The organism is Streptomyces sp. CCM_MD2014 (genome assembly GCF_000772045.1).
In the GTDB taxonomy this organism is placed as follows: Bacteria; Actinomycetota; Actinomycetes; order Streptomycetales; family Streptomycetaceae; genus Streptomyces; species Streptomyces salinarius.
This window is the reverse complement of record NZ_CP009754.1, coordinates 7,809,286-7,835,380: the sequence shown is the minus strand read 5'-3', so window position 1 is coordinate 7,835,380 and position 26,095 is coordinate 7,809,286. Positions and strand designations below refer to the sequence as shown.

Here is a 26,095-nt window from a genome sequence, read left to right as displayed (position 1 = left end):
GGCCGGGACATGGCTGGAACCGGCCGTGAGGGCCGGCTGTGAATCGGGAGAGTGTACGGCGGCGTGAAGGCAGCGGGACGCTCGGGTCGGACACGGCTGCGGGACCGCGTCGCCGCGTCCGACCCGGGGCTGTTGCGGCTGACGGCGGGCTTGCGGACGGTCGGCGCCATCGCGCTGACGCTGGGCGTGCTCGCCGCGTTCGGCGTGGACGTCAAGCACCTGGTGGCGGGCGCCATGACGGCGATGGTCGCGACCTTCGCCATCCGGGAGAAGGAGCCGGGCCCGCAGGCGGTCACACTGGCGCTGGGGCTGCCGGTCACCCTGGCGTCGGTCTCGCTGAGCACACTCCTCGCCTCGCGGGTCGTCGTCGGCGACGCCTTCTTCGTCGTCCTGATCTTCTGTGCGGTCTTCGTCCGCCGGTTCGGCGACCGGGGCACGGCGCTCGGGCTGATCGGTTTCCAGGTCTACTTCGTGTCGCTGTTCGTCGGCGCGAAGGTCTCGGGGCTGCCGGGGCTGTGGGCCGCCGTCGCCGTGGCGTTCGCGTCCAGCGCGGTGGTGCGCTTCGCGGTGGTCCCGGCGACGCCCGCGCGCATCCTGCGCCTGCTGCGGCAGGCCTTCCGGGCCCGGCTGGCCCAGCTGATCGCCGCGCAGATCGAGTTGCTGGACGCCGGTCCCGACGCCATGGACAAGACGCTGGAGCGCCTGCGCGACGGCACCGCGCGCCTGCACGAGACGGCTCTTCTGATCCAGTCCCGGCTGGACGAGGGCACGCCCGACGCGTCCACGGCGCGCCTGGTGCAGCGGCGCATCGCGGACGCCGAGATCGCCGCCGAGCGCCTCGGCCTGCTGCTGCTGACCGCGCGCAGCGCCGAGCGGGCGGACACGCTCACCCTGCATCTGCCGGGCGCGCCCGCTCCCGCGGTGGGCCGTTCGCCGGCGCCGGGCGAGGCCACGGAGACCCTGCGCCGCGATCTCATGGCCCTGCGCACGCTGGTACTGCGGCCGCCCGCGGAGGCGCGCGGCACCGCGCTGTCCCATCTGCGCAACCGGCTGCTCGGCTACCGCGACGAGGAGAACCTGCCCGAGGCGACCGCCGCCGTCCAGGACGTCTTCCGCGGCATCGGTGAGACGGCGCGGGCGGTCATGGGGCTGAGGATCGCGCTGGACGGACCGCAGGACGAGTCCGACGACTCACCGGCCACGGCCCGTTCCCGGGAGGAGCTGGACGCCGAGGACGCGGCCATCGACGCCGGTGAGGAGGCGGCGCCCGAGGAGGAGCAGACCGGGCTGCGGCGGCCCACCACGCGTGCCGCGGTGCAGGTGGCCGTCGGGTCCTCGCTGGCCATCGTCGGCGGGGAGTTCCTGTCCACGCAGCGCTGGTACTGGGCGGTGCTCACCTGCTGGATCGTCTTCATCAACACCGCCTCCACCGGCGAGATCCTCGTCAAGGGCTACCGGCGCCTGCTGGGCACCGTACTGGGCGTGGTGGCGGGGATCGTGCTGGCCGGCCTGGTCGGCAACCACACCTGGACCGCGTTCGGGCTCGTGCTGGTGCTGATCTTCGCCATGTTCTACACCGCGCCGCTGTCCTACACGCTGATGTCGTTCTTCGTCACCGCGATGCTCGGACTGCTGTACACGCTGCTGCACACCTACAGCATGTCGGTGCTGCTGCTGCGGGTGGAGGAGACGGCCCTCGGCGCGGCCTGCGGGATCGTGGCGGCGGCGCTGGTGCTGCCGATCCGCACCGACCGGCGTACGAACGAACTGCTCGGCACGGTGCTGGAGCGGCTCACCGACGTCACGGAGGGTGCCGTCGACCAGCTCAGCGGCGGTCCCGCGGCCGACCTGCTGGACACGGCGCGGGAGCTGGACCAGGCGCTCGGCGATCTGCGCGGCGCCACCCAGCCGCTGACCCATCCGATCACGCCGCTGCGGGCCCGGCGCGACACGGCCCAGTACGTGGTGGCGCTGCTGGAGACCTGCGCCTATCACGCGCGCTCGCTCGCGGCGACGGCCGAGCTGCTGCCCACCCATCCGTCGATCGCGGCCGACCCGCGGCTGCGCGGCGCAGTGCGGCGCACGGTGCGCAACATCGAGGCGATCGCCGCCCGTGTCGCCGACGACGACGCCGGCACCGAGGTGGAGACCGGTCCGAGCATCGCCTCGCTGCTGGAGCCGGACGCCGCCGGGGTGCCGCGGTACGGCCGCATCACGGGCCGCGTGCTGCGGCACCTGGAGCGGCTGGACGAGGCGGTGGTCGGCCTCGCCCGGCCGCTGGGTGTTCCCGTCAAGGCGCCGCAGCGGTGACGGTCCCACCGGCGCGGTGAGGGTCAGAAGTCGCTGGGCAGACCGCTGGCCTCGGCGATGCCGCGCAGTTCCTCGTTCTGCTGGTGGCGTTCCTTGAGGTAGTCGGCGATCTCGCCGAGACGCTCGGGGTCGGAGGCGGTGGCCGCGTCGGTGACGACCCGGACGGGGCCGGTCTCGTCGGTGTCGATCTCGACGACCTCGTTGTCGAGACGTCCGGTGACGGCGGTGGCGATGACGAGTGCGGCCTCGTCCCTGATCTCCTGGGGCAGCGCCTCGGCGCTGTCCCCGTCCAGGGAGAAGTCGATGGTCGGCATCTGCTGCTCGTCGATCGCCCGGAGGACCGGTTCCACCACGCTGAGCAGCAGCTGGTAGGCGTCGTTCGGCATGCGAACGCGCAGGAGGTCGAGGTAGACGTCCACGGGACGTCCGTCCGGCGGAGGAATCTCGTGTTCGTTCATTCGCCCCGTGTTCCCCGTGGCGGGCCGCTCAGACCCTCCGCGGGCGGGCGAGCACGCCGGCGGCGAGTCCGGCCCCGGCTGCCCCCGTCGGCCGGCGTCCCGGCGTTCTCCCCGGGCGAGGCCCGGTGCGGTCGTCGGCGCACGGCTGCCCGCACCCCCGTCAGACGGGTACGGGCAGCCGTGGCGTCGTGCCCCTGTTCGTTCTCTTGTCCGTGCGTCCCCGGTCGGTCCGCGCGTCCCCGGTCCTTCCGTCCCCCGGCCTGCCTCTCCCGCGTCAGTCCGCCACGCCCGCGTGCGCGCCGCCGGGCACGGGCGCCGGCTCCAGCGCGTCCGCCAGCTGGCGCCGGGCCGCCTCCAGGGCCCGCCGCACGTCACGGGTGCCGGTCGACACGCACAGCGTGTAGGCCAGGTCCCGGGTCCGCGGGCCCGGTTCGCCCGTCGCTCCGGCGGGCTCGTCCACCGCGGCGGCCTCGTACTCCGCCAGGAGCCTGCGCAGTACCTCGGGGTGCGGCATCAGCATCCGTCTCCTCCCTCCCTGGTCCCCAGTCCGTCCCGAGTGCCGTCCGTCCGCGTCATCGGGTGCGCACCGCGTGGCCCGGGCGGGCGGTCCGCTCCCCCATCGCCTCGTCGCGCACTCGGGCGCAGCTGCGGCTGATGAGCCGCGAGACGTGCATCTGCGAGATCCCCAGGCAGTCGGCGATCCGGCTCTGCGTCATGTCCTCGAAGAAGCGCATGTAGAGAATGGCGCGCTCACGCTCGGGCAGCCGGCGCAGGCCCTCTTTGGCGGACTCGCGGTCGATCACGGTGTCGTACGAGGCGTCGGCGGCGCCGAGGGTGTCGGCGAGGCTGTAGCCGTCGTCGCCGGCCGACAGTTCGGCGTCCAGCGACAGGGTGCTGAAGCTCTCCAGCGCCTCCATCCCGGCGCCGACCTCCTCCTCGGTCAGCCCGGTGTGGGCGGCGAGGGCGGCCACCGAGGGCTCGGGGCTGCCCGGGCTCTGGGCGAGTTCCCGGCGGGCGACGCGCACCTTGTTGCGCAGTTCCTGGACCCGGCGGGGCACCCTCAGGGCCCACATCCGGTCGCGGAAGTGGCGCTTGACCTCGCCGGTGATGGTGGGCACGGCGTAACTCTCGAAGGCTCCCCGCTCCGGGTCGAAGCGGTCGATGGCCTTGACCAGGCCGAGCGCCGCCACCTGGCGGAGGTCCTCGAGGGACTCGCCGCGGTCCCGGAAGCGCCCGGCGATCCGGTGGGCCATGGGCAGCCAGGCCGTGACCAGTTCGTCGCGGACGGCATCGCGTTCGGGCCCGTCCGGCAGTCCGGCCAGCCGGCCGAAGAGTGCCATGGTGTCGGGGGCGTCGTCGTGCCGGCGGCGGGCCGGCGTGGCCGAGGGGTCGGCGGCCTGGGGGGTGGTACCGGGACGGATGGTGGGCGTTTCTATGAGCATGCGGATCCGCTCCTGAACGGTGGTCTCAGGGGACTTTCCGCGGGAACGGCGCTGTCCGGGTCGCCCCGGCACAGCCGGAGTACCGAAACAGCCGTACCGCTCCCGCTGCTGCGCCTCCGGTCCGAAGCACGAATCTGCGACTGCCCCTGCCCCGGTGGAACAAACTCCGCTTTTCCAAAAGTCATCAGGACAGCGGAACGACCACGGTGATGCACTTGCCTCCCGAGGGAAGATCTGCCACCCGTACCTCCCGGGACAGCCGGCACACGATCGGCCAGCCCCGCCCGCCGAGACGCCGGCGGCCGCGGTCGTCGGTGGGCGGCACGGCCACCGGGAGGTCGTGGCTGCGGTCGCACACCGACAGCCGCACTCCGGGCCGCATGCCGGGTCCCACGACGTCGACCTGGAAGTCGGTGATGCCGCCGCCGTGGAGGATGGCGTTGGTGGTCAGCTCCGAGGCCACGAGCACGGCGTCCGCCAGGGCGCCCACGCCGCACGACGCGGCATCGTGGAGGCCGGTGCACGCGGTGACGGCGTGCTCGACCGCTCTGCGCGCGTCGGCGGGCCGGCACGGCCGGCAGTGCGGGTGCGTGCCGCGCTCTTCGACGGTCCGGGTCGTGTCCCTCTCGCTCATCCGTCGGCTCCCTTGGTCGGTGGACGGTTCGGTCTGGCCGTGCGCGCCGTGCGGCCTGTCACTCTCGGCTCACCTGTGCCGGTACCGGCAAACCTCCGGTCCTCCTCGCGGCCCAAGGGCCATCCGGCCGCCGTGCGGGGGTACGCGGAGTGCATGACGGATGTTGTGGACTCGGACGAACTGCTGCGTCGCATGCACCGCGCGAGGGCCTGTGCCCTGGAGGAGGGACGGAGCTGGCGGGCGCGCAGCGAGGCGCTGCGGCCGACCGACCCGGAGGGTTCGCGGGAGGCCGCGGTGAGGACGATGGCCTACGAGGCCGTCCTGCGGGTGCTCGACGAGGTGCTGACCCCGGGCCGGAGGACGCGGGTGAGGGACGGCGGGACGGATTGACGCGCCGTCGGCAGGGAAACCGGGCGGCATGACAGCCGACCACCGCCGCGCACCGGTCCTGGAAGCCCTCGTCGAATACCGCCGTGAGGGGCGGCTGTCGTTCACGCCGCCCGGACACAAACAGGCTCGCGGTGCGGATCCGGCGGTGCGCGAGGTGCTGGGCGACGCCGTGTTCCACGGTGACGTGCTGGCGACGGCGGGGCTGGACGACCGGCTCACCCGGGGCCGGGTGCTGCAGCGCGCCCAGGAGCTGATGGCGGACGCCGTGCACGCCGATCACACGTTCTTCTCGACATGCGGGAGTTCCCTGTCGGTGAAGGCGGCGATGCTGGCGGTCGCGGGGCCGCACGAGAAGCTGCTGATCGGCCGGGACGCCCACAAGTCCGTGGTCTCGGGGCTGATCCTGTCCGGCATCGAACCGGTCTGGGTCGAACCGCGCTGGGACGCCGGTCGGCATCTGGCCCACCCGCCGGCCGCGGAGGCGTTCGAGGAGGCGTTCGCCGCCCATCCCGACGCGAAGGGCGCCCTGGTCACCAGCCCGACGCCGTACGGTGCGAGCGCCGATCTGCGGGCCGTCGCCGAGGTCTGCCACCGGCGTTCGAGACCGCTGATCGTCGACGAGGCGTGGGGCGCGCACCTGCCGTTCCACCCCGACCTGCCGTCCTGGGCCATGGACGCGGGCGCCGACATCTGCGTGACCAGCATTCACAAGATGGGCAGCGGTCTGGAGCAGGGCTCGGTGTTCCATCTGCGCGGCGACCTGGTGCAGCCGAAGCTCCTCGGTATGCGCGCCGACCTGCTGAGCACCACGAGCCCCTCGGTCCTGATCTTCGCCGGTCTCGACGGCTGGCGGCGCCAGATGGCGCTCGGCGGGCAGGAACTGATGGGCGGCGCGCTGGAACTCGCGGCCGAGGTACGCGCGGCGATCGAGAAGATCGACGGCATGCACGTGAACGACCGCGACGACTTCTGCGGCCCCGGGAAGGCCCACGGCTTCGATCCGCTGCCGGTCGTCATCGACCTCGACGGGCTCGGCGTGTCGGGCTTCCGGGCGGCGGACTGGCTGCGCGAGCACCGCGGCGTGATCGCCCACATCACCGACCACCGGCGCATCGGCGCGCAGATCACCCACGGCGACGACCGGGAGACCGCGGACGAACTGCTCACCGCCCTCAAGGACCTCGCCCGCGCCGCCCCCGGACTGTCCCCCGCTCCGCGCGTCGAGGTGCCGTCTCCGGCCGAGCTGCGGATGCCGCAGGTGTGCCTGCCCCGGGACGCGTTCTTCGGCCCCACCGAGGACGTGCCCGTCGACCGGGCCGCCGGCCGGATCGCGGCGGAGATGATCACACCGTATCCGCCGGGCATTCCCGCCGTCCTGCCGGGTGAGCGGCTGGCCGAGCCGGTCCTGCGCTATCTGCGCAGCGGTCTGGAGGCCGGGATGTACCTGCCCGATCCGACCGATCCGGCACTGGAGACGATCAGGGTCGTCGCGGAGCGTGACGGCTGAGGCGCGGACCCCGGGAGGGCGAGTGAAACAGGTCACTCGCCCCGGTACCGGATTTCGCGGAACACCCGGAGATGGTTTAGCGTTCATCCATACGTGGCGACGGGGTCGACGGAAACGTCCTCCGCAGTCACCGCTTACGGCCCTGGCCGGCCTCCCCCGTCCGGCCAGGGCTTTTTCACGCCCTTCTCCGGTCTTCGCGCCTCCGTCCCCGGTTCCCGCACGGAATCCGTACGGGATCCGTCGTCCGCCGAGGTGCTCAGGGCGCCGGCAGCGACTGAAATGGGCATAGGGAAAGCCCCGGATCCGAATCGCCGGCGAGGAGATCCGTGCCATGACCAAAGCGATCAAACTCCTGACCGCCCTCCCCCTCCCCCAGCGCGCGCGGCTGATGGAGCTGGCCCAGGAGGTCGTCTTCCCGGAGGACCACCGGATCTTCGAGGCGGGAGGCAGGGCGGACCGCTTCTGGGTCGTCCGCTCCGGCGCGGTTTCCCTGACCCAGCGGGTGACGTCCCTGCAGCGGGTCACCGTGGCCAGCCTCGGCGTGGGTGACCTGCTCGGCTGGTCCTGGCTGTTCCCGCCCTACGAGTGGGACTTCGGCGCCGAGGCGTTCAGTCCGGTGCGCGCCTACGAGTTCGAGGCGGCCGCGGTCCTCGACCTGTGCGAGCGGGACCCGCAGCTGGGCATCGTGCTGGTGCGCTCGGTCGCGGAGATCCTCGCGCACCGGCTGGAGAGCACCAGGGGCCGGCTCATGGAGCACTACGCGCTGCACGGACGCGGCGCCCTGTGAGGTGCCGTCAGACCCGGTAGCGGCGCAGCGCCGGCATCGCGGCGGCCAGGGCCAGCATCACCGCCACGACGAGCAGACCGCCCCCGGCCACGGCCTCCCGGGCGCCGAGGGCGGAGCCCGCCCCGCCGTGCAGGACGTCGGCCAGCCGCGGGCCGCCCGCCACGACGACGGTGAACACGCCCTGCATCCGCCCCCGCATCTCGTCGGTGGCCGCGGACAGCAGGATCGCCCCGCGGAACACCATGGAGACCATGTCGGCGACTCCGGCCACGGCCAGGAACGCCACCGCGAGCCACAGGCTGCCGCTCAGCCCGAAGCCGGTGATGGCGGCGCCCCACACGACGACCGCGCCGATCACCATCCAGCCGTGCCGCCGGGCCCGTGAGAAGGTGCCGGAGAACAGCCCGCCGGCCACCGCGCCGATGGGGATCGCCGCGAACAGCAGGCCCAGCGCGAGCCCTTCGCCGTAGGACGAGTACGTCTCGGCGGCGAGCTGCGGGAACAGGGCGCGGGGCATGCCGAGGACCATGGCGACGATGTCGGCCAGGAAGGACAGCAGCAGCACCTTGTGCCCGGCGATGTAGCGGAAGCCGGCCACGACCTCGCGCACGCCCGCGCGTCGCACCGCCGTGCCGGTCAGGGGCGGCAGGGCGGGCAGCTTGTAGACCGCCCACACGGTGACGCACAGGGCCAGGGCGTCGATCAGGTACAGCTCGGGCAGTCCGATCAGCGGGATCAGCGCACCGGCGAGCAGCGGGCCGACCACCTGCCCGGTCTGCATGACGGTCGAGCCGAGCGCGTTGGCCGCGGGCAGCTCGTCCTCGGGCACCAGGCGGGCGATGGAGGCGTTGCGGGCCGGGGCGTTGAGGCCCCAGAAGGCCTGCTGCAGGGCGAGGAGCAGCATCAGGGCGGCGACCGACTCCATGCCGGTGACCGCCTGTATCCAGAAGAGCAGCGAGGTCACCGCGATGCCGGTGTTGGTGATCAGCAGCAGCCTGCGGCGGTCCATGGTGTCGGCGACCGCGCCGCCCCACAGCGCGAACACGATGAGCGGCAGCAGGCCGGCGAGGCTCGCGGCGCCCACCCAGGCGGAGGAGCCGGTGATGTCGTAGATCTGCTTGGGCACGGCGACCGCGGTGAGCTGGCTGCCGACCGCGGTGACGATGGTCGAGGACCACAGCCTGCGGTAGGCGGGGCGGCGCAGCGGGCGGGTGTCCATGGCCCAGCGGCGCCACCCCCGCCGGCGTGTCCCGTCCGGCGCCGGGTCCTTCGCCGGTGACTCGGTGCCGCTCCCACTGCTGCTCTCGCTGGTGTCCACGCGCTTCCCACATGCTCGATACATCTTTCGATTGCGGGGATCACTATCGCAGGTGCGTTCGAGTTCGCGTGGACGTGTGTGGCCGGATCTCCCGACCGCCGTCAGGCTCCGGCGACCAGGGAGACGCCGAGGACGATCATGGTGGCGGCCACCAGGCCGTCGAGGACGCGCCAGGCCGAGGGCCGGGCCAGGAAGCGGCCGAGGAAGCGGGCGCCGAAGCCGAGCGCGGCGAACCAGACCAGGCTGGCGAGAGCGGCACCGAGGCCGAAGGTCCAGCGCAGCGGGCCCCGGTCGGCGGCGACGGAGCCCAGCAGGAAGACGGTGTCCAGGTAGACGTGCGGGTTGAGCCAGGTCAGCGCCAGGCAGGTGAGCACGGCCCGGCGCCGTGAGCCCGCGGCGTCGCCGTCCGCCCGCAGCGCGCCCGACGGACGCAGCACCCGCCGGGCGGCCAGGGCGCCGTAGCAGAGCAGGAAGGCACCGCCGATCCAGCCGACGGCGGTCAGGGCTCCCGGCCAGGCCACCACCACGGCGCCGACGCCGCCGACACCGAGGGCGATGAGCACGGCGTCGGACAGCGCGCAGATGCCGACCACGGCGAGCACCGCGTCGCGGCGGGCCCCCTGACGCAGGACGAAGGCGTTCTGGGCGCCGATGGCGACGATGAGCGAGAGTCCGGTGCCGAAGCCGGCGGCGGCTGCCGTGAGGGCGTTGTTCATGCCCTCGACGCTAAGCGGACGATCACAGGACGTACAGCTAAAGATTCTTACGTAACATGAGGAAATGTGATGACGACCTTCGCGGAGCTCCCGCTGGACCATGTGCGCACCCTGCTGGCCGTCGTGGACGAGGGCACGTTCGACGCGGCGGCCGCCGCCCTCCACGTGACGCCGTCCGCGGTCAGCCAGCGGGTGAAGGCGCTGGAGCAGCGCACCGGCCGGGTGCTGCTGCTGCGCACCAAGCCGGTGCGGGCGACCGACTCCGGTGCCGTGCTGGTCCGGCTGGCCCGCCAGGTGGCCCGGCTGGAGCGGGACGCCTCGGCCGAGCTGGGCCTGCGGGGCGAGGGCGAGCCGACCCGGGTGTCGGTGGCGGTGAACGCGGACTCGCTGGCGACGTGGTTCCTGCCCGCCCTGACCCGCCTGCCCCGGGAACCCGGCCTCTGCTTCGAACTGCGCCGCGAGGACGAGGGCCACACGGCGACGCTGCTGCGCGAGGGCGTGGTGATGGCGGCGGTGACGTCGTCGCCCGAACCGGTGCCGGGCTGCACGGTGCGGGCGCTGGGCCGGATGCGCTACCTCCCCTGTGCCGCGCCGGACTTCGCCGCCCGGCATCTGGCGGGGCCGCCGCAGGAGGCCGTCGCCGACGCTCCCGTGGTCGTCTTCGACCGGCGGGACGACTTCCAGGACGCCTTCGCCCGCCGGCTCGGTCACGGCGGCGCGAGTGCCGCCCGGCACTACGTGCCGACCTCGGAGGGCTTCGTCGAGGCGGTCGCCGCCGGACTGGGCTGGGGCATGGTCCCGCAGCCGCAGGCGGAACCGCTGCTGCACGGCGGCCGGCTCGTCGGCTTCGCCCCGGACCTGGCGGTGGACGTCCCGCTGTACTGGCAGCAGTGGAAGCTCGACTCCCCCGCGCTGGCCGCGGTGGCGGACGCGGTGGTGACGGCCGCCGCGGCGGCGCTGCGGCGGTAGGCCCGTGGCCCGCCGGCGGGTCCGCACCGGTTTCGTCCCGCGGTCGACAGGTCACCCGCAATGGAGTAAGCCGTGCACGAGGGCGCGAACGATACCGATCGCAGGTGACTTTGATGGACAACTGGCGAGAGCACGCCGCATGCCGGACGGAGGACCCCGACCTGTTCTTCCCGATCGGCACGACCGGACCGGCCGCACTCCAGACCGAGCAGGCGAAGGCGGTCTGCCGGACCTGTCCGGTACAGGAGCAGTGTCTGCGCTGGGCGTTGGACACCGGGCAGACCATCGGTGTGTGGGGCGGGACCAGCGAGCTGGAACGCCGGGCGCTCAAGCGGCGCGAGGCAGCGCGCCGCAGGTCCGGCTGACCCGGGCACCCGCGCCGGGCGTAGGCTCACGAGAGCGTCGTCGGCCGCGGGAGGACCGTCATGAACGTGCGAGTGCGCCGCATCTACGAGCCGCCCGACCCGGACGACGGCGTGCGCGTCCTCGTGGACCGGCTGTGGCCCCGGGGCGTGGCCAAGGACGCGGCGCACGTGGACGAGTGGCCCAAGGGGCTCACCCCGTCGAGCGAGCTGCGCCGCTGGTACCACGCGGGCGAGGGCTCCTACGAGGACTTCGCACGGCGGTACGAGGCGGAGCTGGCCGCCCCGGCGGCGGCCGAACTCCTCGACCGCGTACGGCAGCTGGCGGGTGAGGGGGACGTGACACTGCTGACCGCGTCCAAGTCCCCGGACCGGAGCCACGCCGCCGTGCTGCTCCGCCTCCTCGGCCGCCAATGAGAGGCGCGGAGCGGCCGGCGCGGGCCCGCGTCGTCGCTCAGGCGGTCTGCCGTGCCGCGGCCCGGCCCGCCGCCCGTCCGGAGAACAGGCAGCCGCCGAGGAAGGTGCCCTCCAGCGCGTTGTACCCGTGCACCCCTCCCCCGCCGAAGCCGGCCACCTCGCCGGCCGCGTAGAGGCCCTCGACCGGGGTGCCGTCGGCGCCCAGGGCGCGGGAGTCGAGGTCGGTCTGGATGCCGCCGAGGGTCTTGCGGGTGAGGATGTGCAGCTTGACGCCGATCAGCGGGCCGGCCGCCGGGTCGAGGAGGCGGTGCGGGGTGGCGACGCGGCCGAGGCGGTCGCCGATGTAGCGGCGGGCGTTGCGGATGCCCTGCACCTGGGCGTCCTTGGCGTACGGGTTGGCCATCTGCAGGTCCCGCGCCTCGATCTGGCGCCGGAGCGCGGCGGCGTCCAGGAGGGGCTTGTCGGTCAACGCGTTCATCCTGTCCACCAGTTGCTCCAGGTCCGGCGCGGTCACGAAGTCGGCGCCGTGGCGCAGGAAGGCGTCCACCGGGGCCGGGGCTCCCTTGCCGAGGACGCGTTCGCGCAGGAAGCCGGCGCGGTCCTTGGCGGTGATGTCGGGGTTCTGCTCGGAGCCGGAGAGGGCGAACTCCTTCTCGACGATCTTCTGGGTGAGCACGAACCAGGAGTGGTCGTGTTCCGCGAGGCCCTCGGCCGTGCGCAGGTGACGCAGGGTGCCCAGGGTGTCGTAGCCGGGCAGGTACGGCTCGGGCAGCCGGCGGCCCAGCGCGTCGAACCACATGGAGGACGGTCCGGGCAGGATGCGGATGCCGTGGCCGGGCCAGATCGGGTCCCAGTTGCGCACGCCCTCGGTGTAGTGCCACATGCGGTCCCGGTTGACCAGGCGGGCGCCCGCCTCGGCGGTGATGTCGAGCATCCGTCCGTCGACGTAGGCGGGGACGCCGGTGACCATCTCGGCGGGCGGGGTGCCCAGGCGCGCGGGCCAGTGCCGGCGGACGATGTCGTGGTCGGCGCCGATGCCGCCGGAGGTGACGATCACGGCCTGTGCGGTGAGTTCGAACTCCCCGGCCGGGTCGCGGTTGGAGGCGACGCCGCGCGGTGAGTCGTCCGGGGCGAGGACGGTGCCGCGCACCCCGCGCGCGACGCCGCCCTCGACGACCAGGTGGTCGACGCGGTGGCGGTGGTGGAAGGTGAGCAGCCCGTCGCCCACGGCCTGCTTCGCGTACCGCACGAACGGCTCGACGACTCCCGTGCCGGTGCCCCAGGCGATGTGGAACCGGGGCACGGAGTTGCCGTGGCCGCCGGCGCGGAGGTCGCCGCGCTCGGCCCAGCCGACGGTGGGCAGGAAGGTGATGCCGTGCCCGGCGAGCCAGGACCGCTTCTCCCCCGCCGCCCACTCGACGTACGCCCGCGCCCAGCGCACGGCCCAGGAGTCCTCGTCGTCGGTGCGGTCGAAGGCGGCGCTGCCCTGCCAGTCGTTCCAGGCCAGGTCGAAGGAGTCCTTGACGCCGAGCCGGCGCTGCTCCGGGGAGTCGACCAGGAAGAGGCCGCCGAAGGACCAGAAGGCCTGCCCGCCGAGGTTGGCCGCGTTCTCCTGGTCGACCAGGGCGACCCTCCGGCCCCGGCTGGTCAGCTCGTGGGCCGCGACCAGGCCCGCGAGACCCGCTCCGACCACGATGACGTCGGCATCCATGGCGACCGTCCCTTCCTGTTGTGTCGGTGACCCTGTGGTCAGTGACGCGTGCTGCCGTCGGTGAGCAGCGCGGTGAGCAACTGTCCCAGCCAGGCCCTGGCGCGGACGACGTCCCGGTCGAGGAGCAACTGGACGGTGACCCCGTCGTACGCGGCCACCACGGCGTGCGCGGCCCCCTCGACGTCGCCCAGCACGGCGGGCAGGGCGGTGTGCCCGCGGGCCCGGGCGAGCCGGTCGGCGATCGCCCGCCTGAGGCGGGCCCGGTGCTCCAGCAGGGTCCGGGCGACCTTTGGGTCGCGGGCGGCGTGCACCAGGAAGTCCGTCTTCACCAGGAGCCAGTCCCGGTCCAGGAGCAGCGCCTCGGTCACCCGGTCCACGGCGGCCGGCACGTCCAGGCCGGGGCCGTCGGAGGCGAGGGCGGCGGCCACCTGCTCCGCGATCAGGCCGGCCCGTTGCTCGTAGAGGGCGAAGAACAGCTCGTCGAGGCTGTCGAAGTTCGAGTAGAAGGCGCCTCGGCTGTACCCGGCCGCCTCGCAGACCTCCTCGATCGACACCCGCCCGAACCCCTTGGCGGCGAACACCGCGAACGCGGCGTCCAGGAGGTCGGCACGGGTGCGCGCGCGCCGCCTGGTCACCCGCCCGCCGGTCGCCTTCGCCGTCATGCCGGGCCTCCTCGCTCAGTTCGATGCATGAATGTATCGGATACACCGGTGTATCGAAAGGGGTGGCGACGGGAGACCGCAGGACTCCCGGCCCTCCGCGATCCTCCGCGAGCGCGAATAGAACACAGTTTCGAGACAGGAGTACGCTGGTCCCATGACCACGCATCTCCAGGCCTCGCTCTTCGACCAGACCGACGAGGTCCGGCTGGCGCCGCTCGACGGGCTGCGCCGCACCCATCTCGGCTCCGGGGCCTGGATCGACCTGCTCCCCGGGTGGCTGAGCGGAGCCGACGCGCTGTTCGAGCGGCTGGCCGCCGAGGTCCCCTGGCGCGCCGAGCGGCGCGAGATGTATGAGCGCGTCGTCGACGTGCCCCGGCTGCTGGCGTTCTACGGCGCGGGCGATCCGCTCCCGCACCCGCTGCTGACCGAGGCGCGCGAGGCCCTGTCCGCGCACTACGCCGAGGAGCTGGGCGAGCCCTTCACCACCGCCGGTCTGTGCCACTACCGCGACGGCCGGGACAGCGTCGCCTGGCACGGCGACCGGATCGGACGCGGCGCGCGCCAGGACACGATGGTCGCGATCCTCTCCGTCGGCGCACCCCGCGACCTGCTGCTGCGCCCGGCGCGCGGGGGCGGCGAGACCGTGCGCCGCCCGCTGGGCCACGGCGACCTGATCGTGATGGGCGGCTCCTGCCAGCGCACCTGGGAGCACTGCGTGCCCAAGAGCACCCGCGCCGCCGGGCCCCGCATCAGCGTCCAGTTCCGCCCGCACGGCGTGCGCTGAGGCCGGGCAGCCGTACACGCCCCGTCTCTGATTGGCTGTCCCTCGCTGGCGCAGCCGATCAGAGACGCGGGAGACCATGAGCGCGGACGTACGGCAAGTGGCCGACGGCACCTACCTGGTGCACGGCGGCAACACCAACTGGGTCATCCTCACCGACGGCGACGCGGTGACGCTCGTCGACACCGGCTACCCCGGCGACCGCCGGGCGCTGCTCGACTCCCTGGCCGCCGTGGGGAGTTCGCCCGAGGCGGTGGCGGCGGTGCTGATCACCCACGCCCACAACGACCATCTGGGCTCGGCCGAGTACCTGCGGGCCGCCCACGGCACCCCGGTCCTCCTGCACGAGGCCGAGGTCCCGCACGCCCGGCGGGACTTCCTCCAGCAGGTGTCGGTCGCCACCGTGCTGCGCAACGCCTGGCGGCCCGGCGTACTGCCGTGGATGCGGCACGTGCTGCGCACCGGCGGCACCGAGCAGCATCCGGTGACCGCGCCCGCGGCCTTCCCGGCGGACGGTGCCCTGGACCTGCCCGGCCGTCCCGTACCGGTGCACACCCCCGGGCACACCGACGGCCACTGCGTCTACCACCTCCCGGACGCCGGGGTGGTGATCTCCGGGGACGCGCTGGTCAGCGGGCACGCCATCTCACGGATCGAGGGACCGCAGCTGCTGCCCGACCTGTTCCACCACGACCGCACGCGCGCGGTCGCCTCGCTCGACGTCGTCGCCGGCCTGGAGGGCGACCTGCTGCTCCCCGGCCACGGCCCGCTCCACCGGGGGCCGGTGAAGGACGCCGCGGACCTGGCCCGGGAGCGGGCGCTCTAGAGTCGGAGCATGGCCTTGCAGATCAGCGCCACCAATCCGGAGCACCCCGCACTCCTGCTCGAACTGCCCTGGCAGTTGCCGCTGGAGCAGTGGCCCGAGGAGTACCTCGTGCCGCTGCCCCGCGGCATCTCCCGGCACGTGGTGCGCTACGCGCGCGCCGGGGACGAGGTGATCGCGGTCAAGGAGCTGGCCGAACGGCCCGCGCTGCGCGAGTACCAGCTGCTGCGGGACCTGGACCGGCTCGCCATCCCGGCGGTGGACGCGCTGGCCGTGATCACGGGCCGCACGGACGCCGCCGGCGGTGCGCTGGAGCCGGTGCTGGTCACCCGGCACCTGGGCGGCTCGCAGCCGTACCGGTCGATGTTCGAGACCACGCTGCGCCCGGCGACCATGCACCGGCTGATGGACGCCCTCGCGGTGCTGCTCGTGCGGCTGCACCTGGCCGGGTTCGCCTGGGGGGACTGCTCGCTGTCCAACACGCTCTTCCGGCGGGACGCGGGCGCCTACGCCGCCTACCTGGTCGACGCCGAGACCGGGGAGCTGCACCCCCGGCTGAGCCCCGGGCAGCGCGACTACGACCTCGACCTGGCCCGGGTCAACATCAGCGGCGAACTGCTCGACCTGGAGGCGTCCGGGGCGCTGCACCCCTCCGTCGACCCGGTGGACTTCGGCACGGAGATATGCGCCCGCTACCGGAGCCTGTGGGAGGAGCTGACCCGCACCTCCGTCTATCCGGCGGGCAAGTACCACTACATCGAACGCCGGATCCGGCGCCTGAACGAACTCGGCTTCGACGTGGCCGAGATGCAGATCGAGCACGCCTCCAACGGCGACACCGTCACCTTCGTGCCCAAGGTCGTCGACGCCGGTCACCACCAGCGCCAGCTGCTGCGCCTGACCGGCCTGGACGCCGAGGAGAACCAGGCCAGGCGGCTGCTGAACGACCTGGAGAGCTGGATGGCCACCCAGGACGACTACGCCCCGGGCGACCCCCTCGGCGCCCGCCCCGAGGTCCTCGCCCACCGCTGGGTGCGCGAGGTCTTCCGGCCCACCGTGCGCGCCGTTCCGGTGGAGCTGCGCGGCGCGATGGACCCGGCGGAGATCTACCACGAGCTGCTGGAGCACCGCTGGTACCTCTCCGAGCGGGCCCAGCACGACATCGGCCTGGACACGGCGGTCGAGGACTACATCGTCAACATCCTGCCCAGGGCGCGGGAGACGCTGCAGCCCACGGCGGACTGAACGGCCTCCCCCGCCGGATGCTCACCGGTGCGGGACCACCGCAACCGGGCACTCGGCGTGGTGGAGCACGCCGTGCGCCACCGAGCCGATCCGGGCCCCGACGGCGCCGCGCCGGGCGCGGCGGCCGACGACCATCAGCTGGGCGCCCCCGGCCACCGACAGCAGCACCTGGCCGGCGCTGCCCATCTCCACGTGCTCGACCACCGGGACGTCGGGGAAGCGCTCGCGCCACGGAGCGAGCGCCTCGCCGAGCGCCTTGCGCTCGTACTGCTCCAGGCCGCCGGCCTCGTCGGCGAGGGCCATGGAGCCCGGGCTGTAGGTGAAGACGGTCGGCAGCGCCCAGGCCCGCACGGCGCGCACGGTGGCGCCCCGCGCGGCGGCGGCCTCGAACGCGAACCCGATGACGTCGGCGCTGTCCTCGGGCTCGCCCTGCTGGCCCACGACGACCTCGCGGCCGGCCGCCTCGGCGCTCGCCTCGTCCCCGGCCCGGACGAGGACGACCGGCCCGGGCGCTTCGGCGATCACCTGCCGGCCGACCGAGCCGAGCAGGAAGCCGACGACCGGGCCGTGGCCGCGCGAGCCGAGGACCAGCGTCCCGGCCTCGGCCGCGGCGGCGAGCAGGGCCGCGACGGCGTCGCCCTCGCGCAGGTCCGTGGTGACCGTGAGGCCGGGGTGGCGCTCGGTGACGGTGCCGACCGCTGCGGCGAGGGCGTCCCGCGCCCACCCCTCCTGGGTCTCGCGGGTCACCGTGCCGCTCACGCCCCGGTCCTGGAACCGCCAGGCGTGCACGGCGTGGAGCGGGACACCGCGGCGGACCGCCTCCCTCGCCGCCCAGGCCAGTGCGGCCAGACTCTCCTCCGAACCGTCCAGGCCGGCCGTGATCGGGCGCGTCATGCGGGTCCCTCCCTGTGTCGCGGTCGCGTCGTTCATGACGCCCAGTCTTCCCCAAGCCGTCCCCCTCACCGCGCAGGGGAGCCGGTCGGCACCGGCGCCCCTCCGCTGCCTGAGCGAGGCGCGGCGATCGAACATACGATGGGCTCAGGCCGGTGCGGTGACGGGGACGCCGTGCCGTGAACCCGGCCGCTCGACGTGGGGGACGTATGGCACAGGCCGACGGGGAGACACGGACCGTCATCATGACCGTGGACGACGATCCGGGGGTGTCCCGCGCCGTCGCGCGCGACCTGCGGCGGCGCTACGGCGCGACGTACCGGATCGTGCGCGCGGAGTCCGGCGAGTCGGCGCTGGAGGCGCTGCGGGAACTGAAGCTGCGCGGCGACCTGGTGGCCGTGATCCTCGCCGACTACCGGATGCCGCAGATGAACGGCATCGAGTTCCTGGAACAGGCCCTCGACGTGTACCCGGGCGCCCGGCGGGTGCTGCTGACGGCGTACGCGGACACCAACGCGGCGATCGACGCGATCAACGTCGTCGATCTGGACCACTACCTGCTCAAGCCCTGGACCCGCCCGAGGAGAAGCTCTATCCGGTCCTGGACGACCTGCTCCTGGCCTGGCGCTCGGGCGACCACCGCCCGGTGCCCAGCACCAAGGTCGTCGGGCACCGCTGGTCGGCACGGTCGTCGGAGGTCCGCGAGTTCCTGGCCCGCAACCAGGTGCCGTACCGCTGGTACTCCTCGGACGAGCCGGAGGGGCGGCGGCTGCTGTCCGCGGCCGGGCAGGACGGGCAGCGGCTGCCGGTGGTGGTCACGCCGGACGGGACCCCGCTGGTGGAGCCGGAGGCACCCGAGCTGGCCGCCCGGGTGGGCCTGGCGACCACGCCGACGGCCGACTTCTACGACCTGGTGGTGATCGGCGGCGGCCCTGCCGGGCTCGGCGCGGCCGTGTACGGGGCCTCGGAGGGGCTGCGCACGGTGCTGGTGGAGCGGTCGGCGACCGGTGGGCAGGCCGGGCAGAGCTCCCGCATCGAGAACTACCTGGGCTTCCCCGACGGCGTCTCCGGCGGCCAGCTCACCGAGCGGGCCCGGCGGCAGGCGGCGAAGTTCGGCGCCGAGATCCTCACCGCACGCGAGGTGACCGGGCTGGAGGCGAACGGCGCGGCGCGCGTCGTCCGGTTCTCCGACGGCTCGGCGATCGCCGCCCACAGCGTCATCCTGGCCACCGGCGTCTCCTACCGGCAGCTGACCGCGCCCGGCACCGAGGACCTGGCCGGCTGCGGGGTGTTCTACGGCTCGGCCCTGACCGAGGCGGCCTCCTGCCAGGGCCACGACGTGTACATCGTCGGCGGGGCCAACTCGGCCGGGCAGGCGGCGATGTACCTGGCCCGGGGCGCCAAGTCGGTGACGCTGCTGGTGCGCGGCGGCTCCCTGGAGGCGTCGATGTCGTACTACCTGATCCAGCAGATCGAGGAGACGCCCAACATCCGGGTGCGCTGCGGCACCGTCGTCGAGAGCGCGCACGGCGACGGCCACCTGGAGCGGCTCACGCTGCGCGACGCGGTCAGCGGCGCCACCGAACTCGTCGACGCGCAGTGGCTGTTCGTGTTCATCGGCGCGGCCCCGCTGACCGACTGGCTGGACGGCACGGTGCTGCGGGACGAGCGCGGTTTCATCCTCGCCGGGCCCGATCTGACGCCCGACGGGCGGCCGCCGGCCGGCTGGGAGCTGGACCGGCCGCCGTACCACCTGGAAACCAGCGTCCCCGGCGTGTTCGTGGCGGGCGACGCCCGCGCGGAGTCCGCCAAGCGGGTCGCGTCCGCCGTCGGAGAGGGAGCCATGGCCGTGATGCTCGTCCACCGTTACCTGGAGCAGTCGTGAGCGGCCGGCCGATGCCGTGCAGCCCCGCGGAGATCGGGAAGCTCTTCCTGTTCGAGAAGCTGACGCCCGAGCAGCTGGGCCGGCTGTGCGCCGAGGGCCGGGTGGAGTTGTTCGAGCCGGGTCCGGTGTACACCGAGGGCGAGGACGCCACGTGCTTCTACGTCATGCTGGAGGGGACGGTCGTCCTGTCCCGCCGGGTCGGCGTGGACGACGTGGAGACCAACCGGACCTCGCAGCGCGGGGTGTACGCGGGCGCGATGCAGGCGTACGTCGGTGACCGGGTCCCGCAGGTCTACAACAACTCGATGCGGGTCACCGAGCCGACGCGGTTCTTCGTACTGCCGGCGGACACGTTCGCGGCCGTCATGCGCGAGTGGTTCCCGATGGCGGTGCACCTGCTGGAGGGGCTGTTCTTCGGCTCCAAGAACACCCAGCGCACGATCGGGCAGCGCGAGCGGCTGCTGGCGCTGGGCTCCCTGTCCGCCGGGCTCACCCACGAGCTGAACAACCCGGCGGCGGCCGCCGTGCGGGCCACCTCGACGCTGCGGGAACGAGTGGCGAAGATGCGGCACAAGCTCGCCGTGATCGCCGAGGGCCCGTTCTCCCGGGACGCGCTGGCGGGGCTCATCGAGATCCAGGAGCGTACGGCGGAGCGGGTCGCCAAGGCGCCCTCGCTCAGTCCGCTGGAGGCGTCCGACCGGGAGGACGCCCTCGGCGACTGGCTGGACGACCACGGGATCGAGCAGGGCTGGCAACTGGCGCCGACCTTCGTGCAGGCCGGTCTGGACACCGAGTGGCTGGAGCAGGTCGCGGCGGCCGTGGACCCGGAGATCCTGCCCGGAGCGGTCGGCTGGCTCAACTACACGGTCGAGACCGAGCTGTTGATGAACGAGATCGCGGACTCCACCGCCCGCATCTCGCACCTGGTGGACGCGGCCAAGCAGTACACGCAGCTCGACCGGGCGCCCTACCGGACGGTCGACGTGCACGAACTGCTCGACACCACCCTGCTGATGCTCTCCGGCAAGATCGGCCCGCGGATCGACGTCGTCAAGGAGTACGACCGTACGGTGCCGCGGATCCCGGCGTACCCGGCGGAGCTGAACCAGGTGTGGACCAACCTGATCGACAACGCGGTCGCCGCGGTGAACGACGCGGGCGGCGAGGGGACGCTGACCGTGCGGACCGCGCTCCACCACGACCGGCTGCTGGTGGAGTTCCGCGACACCGGCACCGGGATCGCGCCGGAGGTCCGGGAGCGGATCTTCGACCCGTTCTTCACCACCAAGCCGGTGGGCGAGGGCACCGGGCTCGGCCTGGACATCTCCTGGCGGATCGTGGTCGACAAGCACCACGGCGACCTCCACGTCGAGTCCGAGCCGGGCGACACCCGTTTCCAGGTGCTCCTGCCGCTCACCGCCGCGGAATCGGATCCGGCCGATCCCGCCGATCCCGCCGATCCCGCCGATCCCGCCGATCCCGCCGATCCCGCCGATCCGACCGATCCGACCGATCCGACCGATCCCACCGATCCAGTCGACGCCACCGAGGAGCCGGTATGACCAGTGACACCGGAATCGACCCCACCGTCCCGCCGAGCGGTACGGGCTGCGCCGAGTGCGACGCGGCCGGCGGCTGGTGGTTCCACCTGCGGCGCTGCGCGAGCTGCGGCCACGTCGGCTGCTGCGACAGCTCCCCCGGGCAGCACGCGACCGGCCACTACCGGTCCACGGGGCACCCGGTGGTGCAGAGCTTCGAACCGGGCGAGGACTGGTACTGGGACTACGCCACCGACGAGGTACGCGCGTCGGGCCCGGACCTCGCCCCGCCCGCCAGCCACCCGGACGACCAGCCGTCACCCGGTCCGGCGGGCCGGGTCCCGGCCGACTGGGCGAGCGCCCTCCACCGCTGACCCGGCCGCGGGCCGGCAAACGGGGAGGCCCGCTGTCCGGCCCGCGTGTCAGGATGGGCGGTGTGCCGCTGACCTCTCTCACCAGCCCGCTCGTCGGCCGCGAGGACGAACTCGCGCGTCTCACCGGCGTACTGGACCGCGTCCGCGCCGGCGAGGCCCGCGCGGTGCTCGTCGCCGGGGACGCCGGGGTCGGCAAGACGCGGATCCTGGACGAGGTCGCGGGACGCGCCGCCGCGGCCGGGACGACGGTCCTCACCGGTCACTGCGTGGACCTGGGCGACGTGGGCCTGCCGTATCTGCCGTTCACCGAGATGCTCGGCGCGCTGGCGGCCGACGAGCGGTTCGCCCCGGTGCTGGCCGGGCATCCGGTGGCCGAGCGGCTGCTCGGCGGCGGCCCGGGCGACGGAACGGACGCCGCGCCCTCGCGGCTGCGGCTCTTCGAGGGTGTGGCCGCCCTGCTGGCCGAGCTGGCGGACGCCGCCCCCCTGCTGCTGGTCCTCGAGGACCTGCACTGGGCCGACCAGTCCTCCCGGGACCTGCTGAGGTTCCTGCTCAGCCGGGGAGTGCTCCAGCGGCCTGCGGGCGGGGTGCCCGGCCACCGCCTCGCGCTGTTCGCCTCGTACCGCGCGGACGACCTGCACCGCCGCCATCCGCTGCGCCCGCTGCTGGCGGAGCTGGTGCGCCTGCCCGCTGTGGAGCGGCTGGAGCTGCGTCCGCTCCCCGACGCAGACGTGGCGCGGCTGGTGCGCTCGCTGCGGGAGCAACGGCTGCCGGACACCACCGTGCGCCGGATCGTGGAGCGGGCCGAGGGCAACGCCTTCTACGCCGAGGAGCTGGTCGCCGCCACGGACACGCCCGCCTCGGGTGTGCCCAGCGGGCTGGCCGACGTGCTGCTCATCCGGTTCGAGCAGCTGTCCGAGACCGCCCAGCAGGTGCTGCGCACCGCAGCCGTCGCCGGTCGCCGGGTGGGACACGACCTGCTGCGGGACGCCGTCGGACTGCCCGAGGAGGAGCTGGAGTCGGCCCTGCGGGAGGCGGTGGAGCGGCAGTTGCTGGTCTCCGGCGACGGGGGCACGTACTCGTTCCGGCACGCGCTCGCCCGGGAGGCGGTCTACGCCGATCTGCTGCCCGGCGAACGGGCCCGGCTGCACGGCGCGTTCGCCCGGCTGCTCGCCGGTCCGGGCCGGCGCCCGGACAGCGCGGCCGAGCGCGCCCACCACTACCGCGAGAGCCACGACCTGCCCGAGGCGCTCGCCGCCTCCCTGGAGGCCGCCGACCACGCCCAGCGGATCGGCGCGCCCGCCGAGGAGCTGCGGCACGTCGAGGCGGCCCTCGACCTGTGGACGGCGGTGGACTCGACCGCGCGGCCGGCCGGACCGGACGCGGTGACGCTCACGCTGCGCGCCTCGGCGGCCGCCGTGCACGCCGGTGAGCTGCACCGCGCGGTCTCCCTCACCCGGTCCGCGCTGGCCGGCCTCGGCCAGGACGCGGACCTGGAGCTGGCCGCCCGGGTCCGCTACACCCTCGCCGGCAATCTCCTGGACGTCGACAACCTGGAGGCGGCGTACGCCTACAGCAGCGAGGCGCTGGGGCTGATCCCCGCCGATCCGCCCTCCGCGACGTGGGTGTGGGCGGCGGCCACCCACGTGTCGACGGCCCGCCAGGTCGGGGAGAACGAGACGGCGCGGCGGGTGGCCCGACGGGCGCTGCGGGCCGCCGAGGAGCTGGGGGTCACCGACGCCCGCGCCGATCTGCTGATCTCCCTGACGAGCCTGGAGGGCCACAACCGCGCCACCCCCGAGGGCCGGGAGCGGCTGCTGGAGGCACGGGAGCTGGCGCGGCGGGCCGGCAACGCGCCGGTGGAGCTGCGGGCGCTGTTCAACCTGGCCATCGGCTGCTTCGAGTCCGGCGACCTGGAGGAGTGCCTGCCCTGGGCGTCGGAGGGACTGGACCGGGCCCGCCGCGCCGGGCTGCTGTCCTCGCCGTACCCGCGGGAGATGCGGTATCTGCGGCTGCTGGTGCGGTACACGCTGGGCCACTGGGACGAGGTGCTGCGCGAGTCCGCCGAGGACGCTGGGGAGGGCCGGGCCGTGGACGGCCACGCCCTCGGGCCCGGGCTCTACGTGGCGCTGGCGCGCGGCGACGCCGGGGCGGCCGACCGGGCCAGGAGCCTGCTGAAGGGGCCGTTCGACTGGATGGCGCGGATGGTCGCGGCCGTCGTGCTGACCGACGCGGCGGCACTGCGCGGGGACGCCGAGGACGCCGTGCGGTGGATGCGGTCCAGCGTCGAGGCGCTCACCGAGGCGGGCACGCGGCCCGCCGTGACCCTCCGGCTCGCCACCCTCGCGCTGGCCGCGGTCGCCGACACCGTGTGCGAGCTGCGCCGTGCCGGGGACGCGGCCGGGGTGGCCCGCTGGACGGACACGGCTGCCGAACTGCTGGCCGACGCCCGTTGGTCCGCCGCGCACGGCTACGACGACGCCCCCCAGGGCCCGGAGGGCCGGGCGTGGCTGGCGCGGGCGGAGGCCGAGTGGTCCCGGGTCCGTGCCGACGTACCGGATCCGGCGGCGTGGGAGAGGGCGGTGGCCGCCTTCACGTACGGCGACGCCTACGAACGCGCGCGGTGCCGGCTGCGGCTGGCCGAGGCCCTGCTGGCGGCCGACCGCCGCGAGGAGGCGGCCGCCGAGGCGGACGCCGTGCGCCGGGAGGCCGACCGGCTCGGCGCGACGGTGCTGCGGGAGCGGCTCGACGACCTCGCCCGCCGCGGCCGCCTCACGGACCCGGCACCGGCCGGGGAGGGCGCCGCGGTGCTGACCGCCCGCGAGCGGGACGTGCTGCGGCTGCTCGCCCTGGGCCACAGCAACCGCCGGATCGGCGAGGAGCTGTTCATCAGCGCCAAGACGGCGAGCGTCCACGTGTCGAACATCCTCGCCAAGCTGGAGGCGGCGAGCCGCACGGAGGCGGTCGCGGTCGCCCACCGGCGAGGACTCGTCGCCCCGGAGGCCACGTCGTCGTAGCCCGGTCCCGCCCGATCTTGGCGGAACGGAACGCTCCGGGCCAGGATGCCGTCATGAAGGGTGACCTCTTTTCCAGCGAGCACATGGTGCAGCCCGCCACGGCGCCGGGCATGACCGTCGAGAACTCCAAGTGCATCAGGTACGCGGTGAACGGCGAGATGCTCGCCCGGCAGGGCGCGATGATCGCCTACCGGGGCAGTCTCCAGTTCGAGCGCAAGGGCCAGGGCGTGGGCGGCATGCTCAAGCGCGCGGTCACCGGGGAGGGGTTGCCGCTGATGGCGGTGCGCGGGCAGGGCGAGGCCTGGTTCGCCAACGAGGCCCAGAACTGCTTCATCGTCGAGGTCGAGCCGGGCGACGAGTTCACGGTCAACGGCCGCAACGTCCTGTGCTTCGACGCGTCGCTGTCGTACCGCATCGCCACCGTGAAGGGATCGGGCATCGCCGGCGGCGGACTGTTCAACAGCGTGTTCACCGGCCACGGCAGGCTGGGCCTGGTGTGCGAGGGCAACCCGCTGGTCATCCCGGTCTCGCACCAGTACCCGGTCTACGTGGACACGGACGCGATCGTCGGCTGGTCCGCGGGGCTGGCGACCTCCCTGCACCGTTCGCAGTCCATCGGTTCGATGCTGCGCGGCGGTTCGGGCGAGGCGGTCCAGCTGGTGCTCCAGGGGGAGGGCTTCGTCGTCGTACGGCCGAGCGAGGCGACACCGCAGAAGACGCAGCAGCACTGAACCCTCCGCCCCGGGAACTTGTTGACCTTGGGGGCCTCGCGCGAAAGGCTGCGAACGGGCGCGGATCACCGCCCGCGCCGGAAGGAAGACTGCCTTGATCGCGATCACGGAGATCGAAGCCGCGGCCGAGCGGATCGCCGGACATGTCGTACGCACCCCGACCGTGCCCAGCCCGGGGCTGTCCGCTCTGCTCGGCGTCCCGGTCAGCGCGAAGCTGGAGCTGCTCCAGCGGACCGGTTCGTTCAAGGCGCGCGGCGCGACGGCGAAACTGCTGTCGCTGACCGAGGCCGAGCGGGCCGCCGGTGTCGTCGCGGTCAGCGGCGGCAACCACGGCATCGCGGTGGCGGTGATGGCCGCGGCCCTGCACGTGAAGGCCACGGTGGTCATGCCGCGTACGGCGCCGGCCCGTTCCGTGGAGATCGCCGAGGAGGCGGGCGCCGTCGTGCGCCTCACCGACGGCATGGACAGCGCCTTCGCACTCGTCACCCGGCTCCGCGAGGAGGGGCTGACCCTGGTGCACCCCTTCGACGACCCGGTGGTGATCGCGGGGCAGGGCACCGTGGGACTGGAGTTCGCCGAGGACGCCTCCGACCTCACCGACGTGCTGGTGAGCATCGGCGGCGGCGGGCTGATCGCGGGAGTGGCGGCGGCGCTGCGGGCGCTGCGGCCGGGGGTGCGGGTCTGGGGCGTGGAGACCGAGGGCGCCGAGGCCATGTCCCGGGCTCTGGCGGCGGGCGGGCCGCTGGCGGTGCCGCTGTCGTCGGTCGTCACGACGCTCAGCGCGCCGTCCGTCTCGCGGCTGACGTACGACCATGTGGCGGAGCTGGTCACCGAGGTGCTCGTGGTGCCGGACCGGGAGGCGGTCCGGGGTTCGCTCGCGCTCGCCGAGCACGCCAAGGTGTGGACCGAGCCGGCCGCCGGCTGCCTGCTGCCGGCGGCCCGGCGGGTGGTGGAGCGGGTGGGCGAGGGCGCCCGGATCGGGCTCGTGGTGTGCGGCGGCAACGCCACGGTGACGGACATGGCGGGGTGGGCGGACCGCTTCGGACTGCGCTGACGCCGGGCCGGACCCGCGACGACGCGTCCTTTTTTGAAGAAGGGTCAGAAACGGCGCCGGAAGGCGCGTTCGC

General features: G+C 73.9%; 24 protein-coding genes and 1 pseudogene. 16 read left to right on the top strand and 9 right to left on the bottom strand.

What is annotated here, in order from left to right:
* Positions 1–63 precede the first annotated feature (63 nt).
* The gene (locus NI25_RS35050) at positions 64–2,310 is read left to right on the top strand and encodes an FUSC family protein (RefSeq protein WP_061447228.1); all 2,247 of its coding nucleotides are present in this window, start codon (positions 64–66) and stop codon (positions 2,308–2,310) included.
* A gap of 23 nt (positions 2,311–2,333) precedes the next feature.
* On the opposite strand, the gene NI25_RS35045 is transcribed toward NI25_RS35050, so the two are convergent.
* The 4 genes from NI25_RS35045 to NI25_RS35030 all read right to left on the bottom strand — a co-directional run bounded on the left by NI25_RS35045 (position 2,334) and on the right by NI25_RS35030 (position 4,844).
* Entirely contained in the window at positions 2,334–2,768 is a 435-nt protein-coding gene (locus NI25_RS35045) for a hypothetical protein (RefSeq protein ID WP_061446324.1), read from the bottom strand.
* Positions 2,769–3,042: 274 nt separating this feature from the next.
* Entirely contained in the window at positions 3,043–3,288 is a 246-nt protein-coding gene (locus NI25_RS35040; RefSeq protein WP_061446323.1) for a DUF5133 domain-containing protein, read from the bottom strand.
* A 52-nt stretch (positions 3,289–3,340) separates the two neighbouring features.
* Entirely contained in the window at positions 3,341–4,210 is an 870-nt protein-coding gene (locus NI25_RS35035) for a SigB/SigF/SigG family RNA polymerase sigma factor (protein WP_061446322.1), read from the bottom strand.
* A gap of 184 nt (positions 4,211–4,394) precedes the next feature.
* Positions 4,395–4,844: an ATP-binding protein gene (locus NI25_RS35030; protein ID WP_061446321.1), complete on the bottom strand. Its 450-nt coding sequence runs from the start codon at positions 4,842–4,844 to the stop codon at positions 4,395–4,397.
* A gap of 153 nt (positions 4,845–4,997) precedes the next feature.
* On the opposite strand from NI25_RS35030, the gene NI25_RS35025 reads away from it, so the two are divergent.
* From NI25_RS35025 to NI25_RS35015, 3 genes are all read left to right on the top strand, one after another.
* A complete protein-coding gene (locus NI25_RS35025; RefSeq protein WP_061446320.1) occupies positions 4,998–5,234 on the top strand; it encodes a hypothetical protein in 237 nt (78 codons plus the stop codon).
* Positions 5,235–5,262: 28 nt separating this feature from the next.
* On the top strand, positions 5,263–6,741 hold the full coding sequence (locus NI25_RS35020) for an aminotransferase class I/II-fold pyridoxal phosphate-dependent enzyme (RefSeq protein WP_061446319.1): 1,479 nt from the start codon (positions 5,263–5,265) through the stop codon (positions 6,739–6,741).
* A 331-nt stretch (positions 6,742–7,072) separates the two neighbouring features.
* Positions 7,073–7,528, top strand: coding sequence for a cyclic nucleotide-binding domain-containing protein (locus NI25_RS35015; RefSeq protein WP_061446318.1), 456 nt, complete (start codon positions 7,073–7,075; stop codon positions 7,526–7,528).
* Between the two features lie 7 nt (positions 7,529–7,535).
* On the opposite strand, the gene NI25_RS35010 is transcribed toward NI25_RS35015, so the two are convergent.
* A complete protein-coding gene (locus NI25_RS35010; protein ID WP_228952674.1) occupies positions 7,536–8,846 on the bottom strand; it encodes an MFS transporter in 1,311 nt (436 codons plus the stop codon).
* Positions 8,847–8,947: 101 nt separating this feature from the next.
* A complete protein-coding gene (locus tag NI25_RS35005) occupies positions 8,948–9,562 on the bottom strand; it encodes a LysE/ArgO family amino acid transporter (RefSeq protein ID WP_061446316.1) in 615 nt (204 codons plus the stop codon).
* Between the two features lie 69 nt (positions 9,563–9,631).
* Between NI25_RS35005 and NI25_RS35000 the strand changes: the two genes are divergently transcribed.
* The 3 genes from NI25_RS35000 to NI25_RS34990 all read left to right on the top strand — a co-directional run bounded on the left by NI25_RS35000 (position 9,632) and on the right by NI25_RS34990 (position 11,310).
* Positions 9,632–10,531 (top strand): LysR family transcriptional regulator ArgP, encoded by a 900-nt coding sequence (locus tag NI25_RS35000; protein WP_061446315.1) that lies wholly within the window; start codon positions 9,632–9,634, stop codon positions 10,529–10,531.
* A 113-nt stretch (positions 10,532–10,644) separates the two neighbouring features.
* Positions 10,645–10,896 (top strand): WhiB family transcriptional regulator, encoded by a 252-nt coding sequence (locus NI25_RS34995; protein ID WP_061446314.1) that lies wholly within the window; start codon positions 10,645–10,647, stop codon positions 10,894–10,896.
* A gap of 60 nt (positions 10,897–10,956) precedes the next feature.
* Positions 10,957–11,310: a DUF488 domain-containing protein gene (locus NI25_RS34990; protein ID WP_061446313.1), complete on the top strand. Its 354-nt coding sequence runs from the start codon at positions 10,957–10,959 to the stop codon at positions 11,308–11,310.
* A gap of 37 nt (positions 11,311–11,347) precedes the next feature.
* Here the strand turns inward: NI25_RS34990 and NI25_RS34985 are convergent, their stop codons facing one another.
* Positions 11,348–13,021, bottom strand: coding sequence for an FAD-binding dehydrogenase (locus NI25_RS34985; RefSeq protein WP_061446312.1), 1,674 nt, complete (start codon positions 13,019–13,021; stop codon positions 11,348–11,350).
* A gap of 38 nt (positions 13,022–13,059) precedes the next feature.
* The gene (locus NI25_RS34980; RefSeq protein WP_061446311.1) at positions 13,060–13,683 is read right to left on the bottom strand and encodes a TetR/AcrR family transcriptional regulator; all 624 of its coding nucleotides are present in this window, start codon (positions 13,681–13,683) and stop codon (positions 13,060–13,062) included.
* A gap of 154 nt (positions 13,684–13,837) precedes the next feature.
* Here NI25_RS34980 and NI25_RS34975 point away from each other — a divergent pair, with 154 nt between their 5' ends.
* The 3 genes from NI25_RS34975 (at position 13,838) to NI25_RS34965 (ending at position 16,532) form a co-directional block, all read left to right on the top strand.
* A complete protein-coding gene (locus NI25_RS34975) occupies positions 13,838–14,467 on the top strand; it encodes an alpha-ketoglutarate-dependent dioxygenase AlkB (RefSeq protein ID WP_061446310.1) in 630 nt (209 codons plus the stop codon).
* A gap of 76 nt (positions 14,468–14,543) precedes the next feature.
* A complete protein-coding gene (locus NI25_RS34970) occupies positions 14,544–15,290 on the top strand; it encodes an MBL fold metallo-hydrolase (RefSeq protein ID WP_061446309.1) in 747 nt (248 codons plus the stop codon).
* A 9-nt stretch (positions 15,291–15,299) separates the two neighbouring features.
* Positions 15,300–16,532 carry a DUF4032 domain-containing protein gene (locus NI25_RS34965; RefSeq protein ID WP_061446308.1) on the top strand — a complete coding sequence of 411 codons (1,233 nt, stop codon included), beginning with the start codon at positions 15,300–15,302 and terminating at the stop codon, positions 16,530–16,532.
* 21 nt (positions 16,533–16,553) lie between these two features.
* On the opposite strand, the gene NI25_RS34960 is transcribed toward NI25_RS34965, so the two are convergent.
* Positions 16,554–17,426, bottom strand: a complete 873-nt coding sequence (locus NI25_RS34960; RefSeq protein WP_061446307.1) for a universal stress protein — start codon at positions 17,424–17,426, stop codon at positions 16,554–16,556.
* A gap of 206 nt (positions 17,427–17,632) precedes the next feature.
* Between NI25_RS34960 and NI25_RS34955 the strand changes: the two are divergent.
* The 6 genes and pseudogenes from NI25_RS34955 to NI25_RS34930 all read left to right on the top strand — a co-directional run bounded on the left by NI25_RS34955 (position 17,633) and on the right by NI25_RS34930 (position 26,022).
* Positions 17,633–19,308: pseudogene (locus tag NI25_RS34955) on the top strand (FAD-dependent oxidoreductase).
* An 11-nt stretch (positions 19,309–19,319) separates the two neighbouring features.
* Positions 19,320–20,870, top strand: a complete 1,551-nt coding sequence (locus NI25_RS34950) for an ATP-binding protein (RefSeq protein WP_420710816.1) — start codon at positions 19,320–19,322, stop codon at positions 20,868–20,870.
* The gene (locus tag NI25_RS34945) at positions 20,867–21,220 is read left to right on the top strand and encodes a UBP-type zinc finger domain-containing protein (RefSeq protein WP_061446306.1); all 354 of its coding nucleotides are present in this window, start codon (positions 20,867–20,869) and stop codon (positions 21,218–21,220) included. The genes NI25_RS34950 and NI25_RS34945 overlap by 4 nt, the downstream gene beginning before the upstream one ends.
* Before the next feature lie 53 nt (positions 21,221–21,273).
* Complete coding sequence (locus NI25_RS34940; protein WP_061446305.1) at positions 21,274–24,237, top strand: ATP-binding protein; 2,964 nt, start codon at positions 21,274–21,276, stop codon at positions 24,235–24,237.
* A gap of 53 nt (positions 24,238–24,290) precedes the next feature.
* A complete protein-coding gene (locus tag NI25_RS34935; protein WP_061446304.1) occupies positions 24,291–24,968 on the top strand; it encodes an AIM24 family protein in 678 nt (225 codons plus the stop codon).
* A 94-nt stretch (positions 24,969–25,062) separates the two neighbouring features.
* Positions 25,063–26,022 carry a threonine/serine dehydratase gene (locus NI25_RS34930; RefSeq protein WP_061446303.1) on the top strand — a complete coding sequence of 320 codons (960 nt, stop codon included), beginning with the start codon at positions 25,063–25,065 and terminating at the stop codon, positions 26,020–26,022.
* Positions 26,023–26,095: the final 73 nt, after the last annotated feature.

Coding starts and splice junctions, on each gene's coding strand:
- NI25_RS34940 (WP_061446305.1), top strand. CDS start 21,274: ATGGGCGGTGTGCCGCTGACCTCTCTCACCAGCCCGCTCGTCGGCCGC.
- NI25_RS35045 (WP_061446324.1), bottom strand. CDS start 2,768: ATGAACGAACACGAGATTCCTCCGCCGGACGGACGTCCCGTGGACGTC.
- NI25_RS34975 (WP_061446310.1), top strand. CDS start 13,838: ATGACCACGCATCTCCAGGCCTCGCTCTTCGACCAGACCGACGAGGTC.
- NI25_RS34935 (WP_061446304.1), top strand. CDS start 24,291: ATGAAGGGTGACCTCTTTTCCAGCGAGCACATGGTGCAGCCCGCCACG.
- NI25_RS34960 (WP_061446307.1), bottom strand. CDS start 17,426: ATGACGCGCCCGATCACGGCCGGCCTGGACGGTTCGGAGGAGAGTCTG.
- NI25_RS34995 (WP_061446314.1), top strand. CDS start 10,645: ATGGACAACTGGCGAGAGCACGCCGCATGCCGGACGGAGGACCCCGAC.
- NI25_RS35000 (WP_061446315.1), top strand. CDS start 9,632: ATGACGACCTTCGCGGAGCTCCCGCTGGACCATGTGCGCACCCTGCTG.
- NI25_RS34965 (WP_061446308.1), top strand. CDS start 15,300: ATGGCCTTGCAGATCAGCGCCACCAATCCGGAGCACCCCGCACTCCTG.
- NI25_RS34985 (WP_061446312.1), bottom strand. CDS start 13,021: ATGGATGCCGACGTCATCGTGGTCGGAGCGGGTCTCGCGGGCCTGGTC.
- NI25_RS35015 (WP_061446318.1), top strand. CDS start 7,073: ATGACCAAAGCGATCAAACTCCTGACCGCCCTCCCCCTCCCCCAGCGC.
- NI25_RS35030 (WP_061446321.1), bottom strand. CDS start 4,844: ATGAGCGAGAGGGACACGACCCGGACCGTCGAAGAGCGCGGCACGCAC.
- NI25_RS35005 (WP_061446316.1), bottom strand. CDS start 9,562: ATGAACAACGCCCTCACGGCAGCCGCCGCCGGCTTCGGCACCGGACTC.
- NI25_RS34970 (WP_061446309.1), top strand. CDS start 14,544: ATGAGCGCGGACGTACGGCAAGTGGCCGACGGCACCTACCTGGTGCAC.
- NI25_RS34980 (WP_061446311.1), bottom strand. CDS start 13,683: ATGACGGCGAAGGCGACCGGCGGGCGGGTGACCAGGCGGCGCGCGCGC.
- NI25_RS34950 (WP_420710816.1), top strand. CDS start 19,320: ATGCCGTGCAGCCCCGCGGAGATCGGGAAGCTCTTCCTGTTCGAGAAG.
- NI25_RS34990 (WP_061446313.1), top strand. CDS start 10,957: ATGAACGTGCGAGTGCGCCGCATCTACGAGCCGCCCGACCCGGACGAC.
- NI25_RS35020 (WP_061446319.1), top strand. CDS start 5,263: ATGACAGCCGACCACCGCCGCGCACCGGTCCTGGAAGCCCTCGTCGAA.
- NI25_RS35025 (WP_061446320.1), top strand. CDS start 4,998: ATGACGGATGTTGTGGACTCGGACGAACTGCTGCGTCGCATGCACCGC.
- NI25_RS34945 (WP_061446306.1), top strand. CDS start 20,867: ATGACCAGTGACACCGGAATCGACCCCACCGTCCCGCCGAGCGGTACG.
- NI25_RS35035 (WP_061446322.1), bottom strand. CDS start 4,210: ATGCTCATAGAAACGCCCACCATCCGTCCCGGTACCACCCCCCAGGCC.
- NI25_RS35040 (WP_061446323.1), bottom strand. CDS start 3,288: ATGCTGATGCCGCACCCCGAGGTACTGCGCAGGCTCCTGGCGGAGTAC.